The 6949-nt window shown below is 64.4% G+C and carries 8 protein-coding genes and 1 tRNA gene; 8 read left to right on the top strand and 1 reads right to left on the bottom strand.

The features are described from left to right. The 8 genes from queG to AC1DWF_RS28650 all read left to right on the top strand — a co-directional run. On the top strand, nucleotides 1-992 hold a 992-nt coding region (gene queG / locus AC1DWF_RS28685; RefSeq protein WP_476842351.1), incomplete at its 5' end, for a tRNA epoxyqueuosine(34) reductase QueG. After that, the gene (locus AC1DWF_RS28680; RefSeq protein ID WP_476783328.1) at nucleotides 989-1903 is read left to right on the top strand and encodes an SDR family oxidoreductase; all 915 of its coding nucleotides are present in this window, start codon (nucleotides 989-991) and stop codon (nucleotides 1901-1903) included. The genes queG and AC1DWF_RS28680, both read left to right, overlap by 4 nt. A 96-nt stretch (nucleotides 1904-1999) precedes the next feature. Then, complete coding sequence (gene mepA / locus AC1DWF_RS28675; RefSeq protein ID WP_476783327.1) at nucleotides 2000-3097, top strand: penicillin-insensitive murein endopeptidase; 1098 nt, start codon at nucleotides 2000-2002, stop codon at nucleotides 3095-3097. Nucleotides 3098-3189: 92 nt separating this feature from the next. Then, nucleotides 3190-3573: a methylglyoxal synthase gene (locus tag AC1DWF_RS28670; RefSeq protein ID WP_476783326.1), complete on the top strand. Its 384-nt coding sequence runs from the start codon at nucleotides 3190-3192 to the stop codon at nucleotides 3571-3573. Between the two features lie 26 nt (nucleotides 3574-3599). Next, complete coding sequence (locus AC1DWF_RS28665; RefSeq protein ID WP_476788208.1) at nucleotides 3600-4622, top strand: glucokinase; 1023 nt, start codon at nucleotides 3600-3602, stop codon at nucleotides 4620-4622. 104 nt (nucleotides 4623-4726) lie between these two features. After that, nucleotides 4727-5536 (top strand): 4-hydroxy-tetrahydrodipicolinate reductase, encoded by an 810-nt coding sequence (gene dapB, locus AC1DWF_RS28660; protein WP_476786244.1) that lies wholly within the window; start codon nucleotides 4727-4729, stop codon nucleotides 5534-5536. Nucleotides 5537-5580: 44 nt separating this feature from the next. Then, a complete protein-coding gene (locus tag AC1DWF_RS28655; RefSeq protein ID WP_476842350.1) occupies nucleotides 5581-6198 on the top strand; it encodes a 2,3-bisphosphoglycerate-dependent phosphoglycerate mutase in 618 nt (205 codons plus the stop codon). A 180-nt stretch (nucleotides 6199-6378) separates the two neighbouring features. Then, nucleotides 6379-6463 (top strand) — tRNA-Leu (locus AC1DWF_RS28650). A gap of 236 nt (nucleotides 6464-6699) precedes the next feature. Here AC1DWF_RS28650 and AC1DWF_RS28645 read toward each other — a convergent pair. Beyond that, on the bottom strand, nucleotides 6700-6949 hold a 250-nt coding region (locus tag AC1DWF_RS28645), incomplete at its 5' end, for an SPW repeat domain-containing protein (protein WP_476842349.1).

Below are 6949 nucleotides of genomic sequence, written 5' to 3'. Positions count from 1 at the left end.
TCGCCGAAACGCTGGAGCGCCGCAGCGAACCCTCCGTTTTGTGGCCCGAGGTGCGCTCGATCATCGTTCTGGCGATKAACTACGGACCCGACAACGACCCGCGCGACCTCCTTTCCCACAAGGACCGCGCCGCGATCTCGGTCTATGCCCGCAACCGCGATTATCACGACGTCATGAAGGGCCGGCTGAAGGAGATCGCCGGCAAGATCGTCGCCCGCGCCGGCGGCGACGTGAAGGTGTTTGTCGACACCGCCCCCGTGATGGAAAAGCCCTTGGCCGAGGCGGCAGGACTTGGCTGGCAAGGCAAGCACACAAATCTGGTCAGCCGCGAGTTCGGCTCCTGGCTGTTTTTGGGCACCATCTTTACCACCGCCGAGCTTGAGCCCGACGCCGCCGAGGTCGACCATTGCGGCTCCTGCCGCGCCTGCCTCGATGCTTGCCCGACCGACGCGTTTCCTGCGCCTTACCGGCTCGATGCGCGGCGCTGCATCTCCTACCTCACCATCGAAAACAAGGGGCCGATCCCGCTCGAATTCCGCCACAAGATCGGCAATCGCATCTATGGCTGCGACGATTGCCTTGCCGCCTGCCCGTGGAACAAGTTCGCCCAGGCCGCGTCCGAGCAAAAACTCGCCGCCCGCGACGACCTGCGCGAGCCGCGCCTCGCCGAGCTKCTCGCACTCGACGATGCGACCTTCCGCACCTTCTTCTCGGGGTCACCGGTCAAGCGCATCGGCCGCGACCGTTTTATCCGCAACGTGCTGATCGCGTCAGGCAATTCGGCTGACGCCACCTTGATCGAGCCCTGCCGGGCCTTGCTCGCCGACCCCTCGCCTCTGGTGCGCGGTGCTGCGATCTGGGCGCTGTCGCGGCTCGCGCCGGGCGAGACGTTTTCGGCTCTTGCGCAACAGGCTTTGAAGACCGAAACCGAAGACGACGTGATTGCCGAATGGCAGCTCACGCAAGTCGAACCCGCACGGACGCAGGCATGACCGAGCAGAAAATATTCATCTTCGGCGCCGGCTATTCCGGCAAGGCATTCGCCCGCATGCGCCTACAAGGCGTTCGCATCGCCGGCACCACGCGCTCGGCGGACAAATTCGCGGGCCTCGAAGCAGCTGACATCGAGGCTTTTGTCTTCGACGGACAGCTCACTCCTGAAGTAAGGGCGCAACTGGCCGCAACAACCCATCTCGTCGTCTCCGCCGCACCCGGCGACGACGGCGACCCGGTGCTCAATGCCGCCCGCGAGGCGATCGCTCACGGCATGCCACTGCTGCGCTGGATCGGCTATCTCTCCACCGTAGGCGTCTATGGCGACCATGGTGGCGCCTGGATCGACGAGACCGCCACATGTCGGCCGAAGCCCGGCCGTTCCTCGATGCGGCTCGCCGCCGAGCAGGCTTGGCACGAGCTTGGCGAAGCGATCGGACGGCCAGTCGCGATCCTGCGCCTGTCGGGCATCTACGGCCCGGGGCGCAACGCCTTCGTCAATCTCCAAAGCGGCACCGCCAAGCGCCTGGTCAAGCAGGGTCAGGTGTTCAACCGCATCCATGTCGACGACATATCAGGTGCGTTGTGGTTCCTCGCCGATGGCGATTATGGTGGGGTCTTCAACGTCACCGACGATGAGCCCGCGCCGCCGCAGGATGTCGTCGCTTATGCCGCTGACCTGATGAGTGTTGCGCCGCCGCCCGAAATTCCTTTCGAGACCGCCCAACTTTCGCCCATGGCACGGTCTTTCTATGGCGAGAACAAGCGCGTCGCCAACACCGCGATCAAGGCGTTGGGCTACGGTTTCCGGTTGCCCAACTACCGTACGGCGCTGGACAGCATGTGGGCCGACGGCAGCTGGCGCGGCGAAGGCGAGGGCGACAGGCGCAGCCCGATAAGGCAAGGCTGAACCGGCTGGACGCGACGAAATGACTGGGATGCGGGAGTCGAAATTTACCTTTCGGTAACCATGGCGGCCCAAGCTGGTGGAGAGGATCGGACTCCAATGACGGCATTTTTCAGCAGATTTCTGAGCAAGGCGGCGCGCTTCGCCATGGTCGCGGCAACGCTTGGGCTTGTCGGCCTCGACATGCAGGCGGCAAGTGCCGCGGAGCTTGCGAAAGACCTGTTTGGCTCCAAGAAGCTGCCGGCGGCGATCGCTGCGCATTCCTACGGCTTCTACTCCAAGGGCTGCTTCTCCGGCGGCGTGGCGATTGCCACTGACGGGCCGACCTGGCAGGCCATGCGCCTGTCGCGCAACCGGCGCTGGGGTCATCCGGCCATGATCTCGCTGATCGAAAAGCTGTCGCGCGATGCCACCGCCGACGGCTGGCCGGGCCTGTTGATCGGCGACATCTCGCAGCCGCGCGGCGGCCCGATGCTGACAGGCCACGCTTCCCACCAGATCGGCCTGGACGCCGACATCTGGTTCACGCCCATGCCCGATCACCGGCTTTCGGCGAGCGAGCGCGAAAACATGAGCGCTGTCTCGATGGTCAACGAGAAGACCCACCGGGTCATCGAAAAGCGCTGGACGCCAGCGCATGCGCGGCTGCTTGAGCGCGCCGCGAGCTATCCCGAGGTCGAGCGCATCCTCGTCAATCCGGGCATCAAGCAGAAACTCTGCGAGACCGTCACCGGAGACCGCTCCTGGCTGCGCAAGGTCCGGCCCTTCTGGGGTCACGATTACCATTTCCACATCCGCATCGGCTGCCAGCCCGGCTCGATGGGCTGCAAGGAACAGGATCCGACGCCGCGTGGCGACGGCTGTGACAAGTCGCTGGCCTGGTGGTTCACCGAAGAGCCCTGGCGCCCGGCCACCAGTCCGGAAAAGCCCAAGGCGCGCGACATCATGACGATGGCCAGCCTGCCCAAGCAATGCGTCGCCGTGCTCAATGCGCCCTCCCCGACTTCAGAAGCGGCCGTCACTTTCCGTGGCAAAGGCGCGCCTACGGCTGTGGTCGCGGCGCCAGAGCCCGAGGCGGTGGCGCCGGGCAAGCCGGTCATTTCACAGTCCGGCGGTGCGCCGGCTGCGGCCAACGCCTTCGCGCCCAGGCCTTCAGTGGACATCCCGTTGCCGCGTCCTCGACCGACGAACAACTAATCCGGCAAAGCGGCGGGCGCCGACCCGCTTCCCATGTCGCGGAAATCCGTTTATGGATTTCAACCGATTTAACCTGTCGGGGCGTCTTACGAGTGACACCAGCCTTGCGTCTCGCACTGATCGCCCATGATGAGAAGAAGGACGACATGGTCGCCTTCGCCGGCGCTCATGCCGACTTCCTCATGACCTGTCATATCGTTGCCACCGGAACCACGGGCCAGCGGGTGCTGGCGGCCTGCCCCGGCCTCAACCTGACGCCGCTGAAGAGCGGTCCGCTCGGCGGTGACCAGCAGATCGGCGCGCTGATCAGCGAGGGCAGGATCGACCTGTTGATTTTCTTCGTTGATCCGCTGACGCCGATGCCGCATGACGTCGATGTGAAGGCATTGATGCGGCTCGCCATCGTCTACGACATTCCCATGGCGTTGAATCGGGCGACGGCCGAGATCATGCTGGAAAACCAAGAGAACGGCTGAACGCCGACGTGGGGACGGAGCCGAGCATGTCACATCCAAGCGAGCAAGCGCAGGCTCTCCCCTTCCCGATCCTGATCGGCGACATCGGCGGCACCAATGCGCGCTTCGCCATCGTCGAGAGCGCCGACAAGGACGCCGGCGAACCGCACATCGTCCAGACCGCCAACTATGCCACCATCGACGACGCCATTCTGGCTGTCCTCGATGGCGCGCCGGTGCGTCCGCGTTCGGCGGTGCTGGCCGTTGCTGGGCCGGTCGAGGGCGAGGAGATCGCGCTCACCAACTGTCCCTGGGTGGTGCGTCCCCGCCAGATGTTTTCGACGCTTGGACTGATCGACATTCTCGTGCTCAACGATTTCGAAGCCCAGGCGCTCGCTGTTGTGGCACTTGGTGACGAGCACATGGAAAAGATCGGTGGCGGCGAGCCGGAAGAGGGTGCTGGCCGCGTCGTCCTCGGTCCTGGCACGGGTCTTGGCGTCGCTGGCCTCGTCCATGCACTTGGTCGCTGGATACCTATTCCCGGCGAAGGCGGTCACATGGATCTCGGTCCGCGCAGCGAGCGCGATTTCGAGGTCTTTCCGCATCTCGAAAAGCTCGAAGGCCGCATTTCGGGCGAGCAGATCCTGTGCGGGCGCGGCCTGGTCAACACCTATCGCGCCGTGGCCACGGCAGACCGTAAGGCCCCCACCCTCACCCAGCCGGCTGAAGTCACCGCTGCAGCGCTTGCCGGCAGCGACGTGATTGCCGAAGAAGCCCTTTCCATTTTCGTCACCTGCCTTGGACGTACCGCTGGCGACCTGGCGCTGGTGTTCAAGAGCAAGGGCGGCGTCTATCTCACCGGTGGCATTGCCCAGAAGATCGTACCGGCGCTGAAACAGGGCAATTTCCGCGAGGCTTTCGAAGACAAGGCCCCGCATCGCGAACTGATGGCCTCGATGCCGGTCTATGTCATCACGCATCCACTGGCAGCCCTTGCCGGCCTCGCCGCCTATGCGCGCACGCCAGAACTGTTCGGCGTCGAGACTGGCGACCGGCGCTGGCGCCTTTAGCCTACCAAAAGGCGGTTTCCCCTTCGCACGTCATGCTTTATGAGGGGCGCAGTTTTCGCGCAGCGACAGGGCTGCCTGTTTGAAGACGCCGCAAGGAGCTGACAATGAGCGACATGGGTCTTGTGGTGGTCGGTGCCGCCGGGCGAATGGGTCAGGTGCTGTTGCGCACCGTCCACGCCATGGAGGGCGTTCGCGTCGTCGGCGCCATTGAGCGTGCCGGTTCGCCGCATCTCGGCAAGGACGCAGGCGAACTCGCCGGCATCGGCATCATCAATGTCGAAATCACCGACGATCCGCTGGCAGCCTTTGCCAAGGCCGACGGCGTGCTCGATTTCACCGTCCCGGCTGCGACCGTCGAATTCGCCGGCTACGCCGGCCAGGCGCGCATTGCCCATGTCATCGGCACCACCGGCTGTTCGCCGGAAGACGACGCCAGGATCGCTGCTGCCGCGCGCCATGCCACCATCGTCAAGTCGGGCAATATGAGCCTCGGCGTCAACCTGCTCGCGGTGCTGGTTGAAAAGGCTGCCCAGGCGCTCGGGCCCAGCGACTTCGACATCGAAATCCTTGAAATGCACCACCGCCACAAGGTCGACGCGCCTTCKGGCACGGCGCTGCTTCTCGGCGAGGCGGCGGCCGAAGGCCGCAAGATCGCGCTGGCCGAGAAGAGCGTGCGCGTGCGTGACGGCCACACCGGCGTGCGCGAGGCCGGCACGATCGGCTTTGCCGCGCTGCGCGGCGGCTCGGTCGTCGGCGACCATTCCGTCATCCTGGCCGGCACCGGCGAACGCATCACCCTGTCGCATCAAGCCGAGGACCGCACCATCTTCGCCCGCGGCGCCGTCAAGGCAGCGCTATGGGCGCACGGCCGCAAGCCTGGGCTTTACTCGATGCGCGACGTTCTCGGCCTCTAGTCAACCGAATCCAGCCTCATCATCTCAATCTCAAGGGAGCAAAAATGTCCGGAACTCTCGTGCTCGTCCGTCACGGCCAGAGCGAATGGAACTTGAAGAACCTGTTCACCGGCTGGCGCGACGTCGACCTGACCGAGCAGGGCACCGCCGAAGCCAAGGCCGCCGGCCAGAAGCTCAATGCGCGCGGGCTGAAGTTCGACATCGCCTACACCTCGGCCCTGATGCGTGCGCAAAAGACCTGCCAGCATATCCTCGACGCCACCGGTCAGAGCGACCTCAAGACCATCCGCAACCAGGCGCTCAACGAGCGCGACTATGGCGACCTCAACGGCCTCAACAAGGACGATGCCCGCGCCAAGTGGGGCGAGGAGCAGGTCCATATCTGGCGCCGCTCCTACGACACCCCGCCGCCCGKCGGCGAGAGCCTCAAGGACACCGGCGCGCGCGTATGGCCCTACTACATGCATGACATGCAGCCGCACGTGCTGCGCGGCGGCACGGTCCTGGTCGCAGCGCATGGCAATTCGCTGCGCGCGCTGATCATGGCGCTTGAAGGCATTTCGGGTCCGGACATCGTGAAGCTCGAACTCGGGACCGGTGTGCCGATCGTCTACAAGCTCAACGCTGATTCGACCGTGGCTTCCAAGGAAGTGCTGGCGTAAGCTTATAAGGGAGCTGCGAATTCGCGGCTCCCAACGCTTCGCCGGCTTCGATATGCCGCCTGCCCCTGCGTCATGCGGCATGCTTGAATGCGACAATTCCAACCCGTCGCAGCATTCGTCGGCAAAAGCTGAAAAAGCGCGTTGACACAGTCGCTTCGCCCGCTTACATCACCGCCACCAGCCCAGATGGCGGAATTGGTAGACGCGCACGGTTCAGGTCCGTGTGCCGCGAGGCGTGGAGGTTCGAGTCCTCTTCTGGGCACCAGTTTCCTGTTTCAGATAGCTCCTTGCTGTCGAGAAACACTCAAAAAAAGCCCGGTTTTGCCGGGCTTTTTTATTGCCTGAATTTCAGCGCATCCACGCCGCCTGTCGCGAGCGCCGCATCAATCGGGCCGATCCAAGTCAGCGATGCCAGCACCCGTCGGACAAGCTTCGACCTGAACGACGGTAGACATAGAGCTGATCCCTAAACCCCGGGCCAGGTTCATTCTCGGCGATGCGTCATGCCTCAAGGTTGCGGTTGCGATCCTGCCAGAGTTCCAGCACGGCCAGTGCCGCCACTGCGATGCCAAGGCCGATGTGCCAGCTGCGCAGCGCGCCGCCATACTGGAAGAAGAATGGCGAGATGATCATCCAGGCGCCGCACAGCAGCGACAGGAATTCCTCCCAGCGCCGCAGGAAGACCTGCTCCAGGCCGGCGAGCACCACGACGGCAGCGCCCACAAGCGCTGTGACCGCCACCATCTTGGGC

It is taken from the genome of Aminobacter sp. P4_D5, assembly GCF_056401815.1.
This window is presented reverse-complemented; position numbering and strand designations above follow the sequence as displayed.

Coding starts and splice junctions, on each gene's coding strand:
- AC1DWF_RS28680 (WP_476783328.1), top strand. CDS start 989: ATGACCGAGCAGAAAATATTCATCTTCGGCGCCGGCTATTCCGGCAAG.
- AC1DWF_RS28665 (WP_476788208.1), top strand. CDS start 3,600: ATGTCACATCCAAGCGAGCAAGCGCAGGCTCTCCCCTTCCCGATCCTG.
- mepA (WP_476783327.1), top strand. CDS start 2,000: ATGACGGCATTTTTCAGCAGATTTCTGAGCAAGGCGGCGCGCTTCGCC.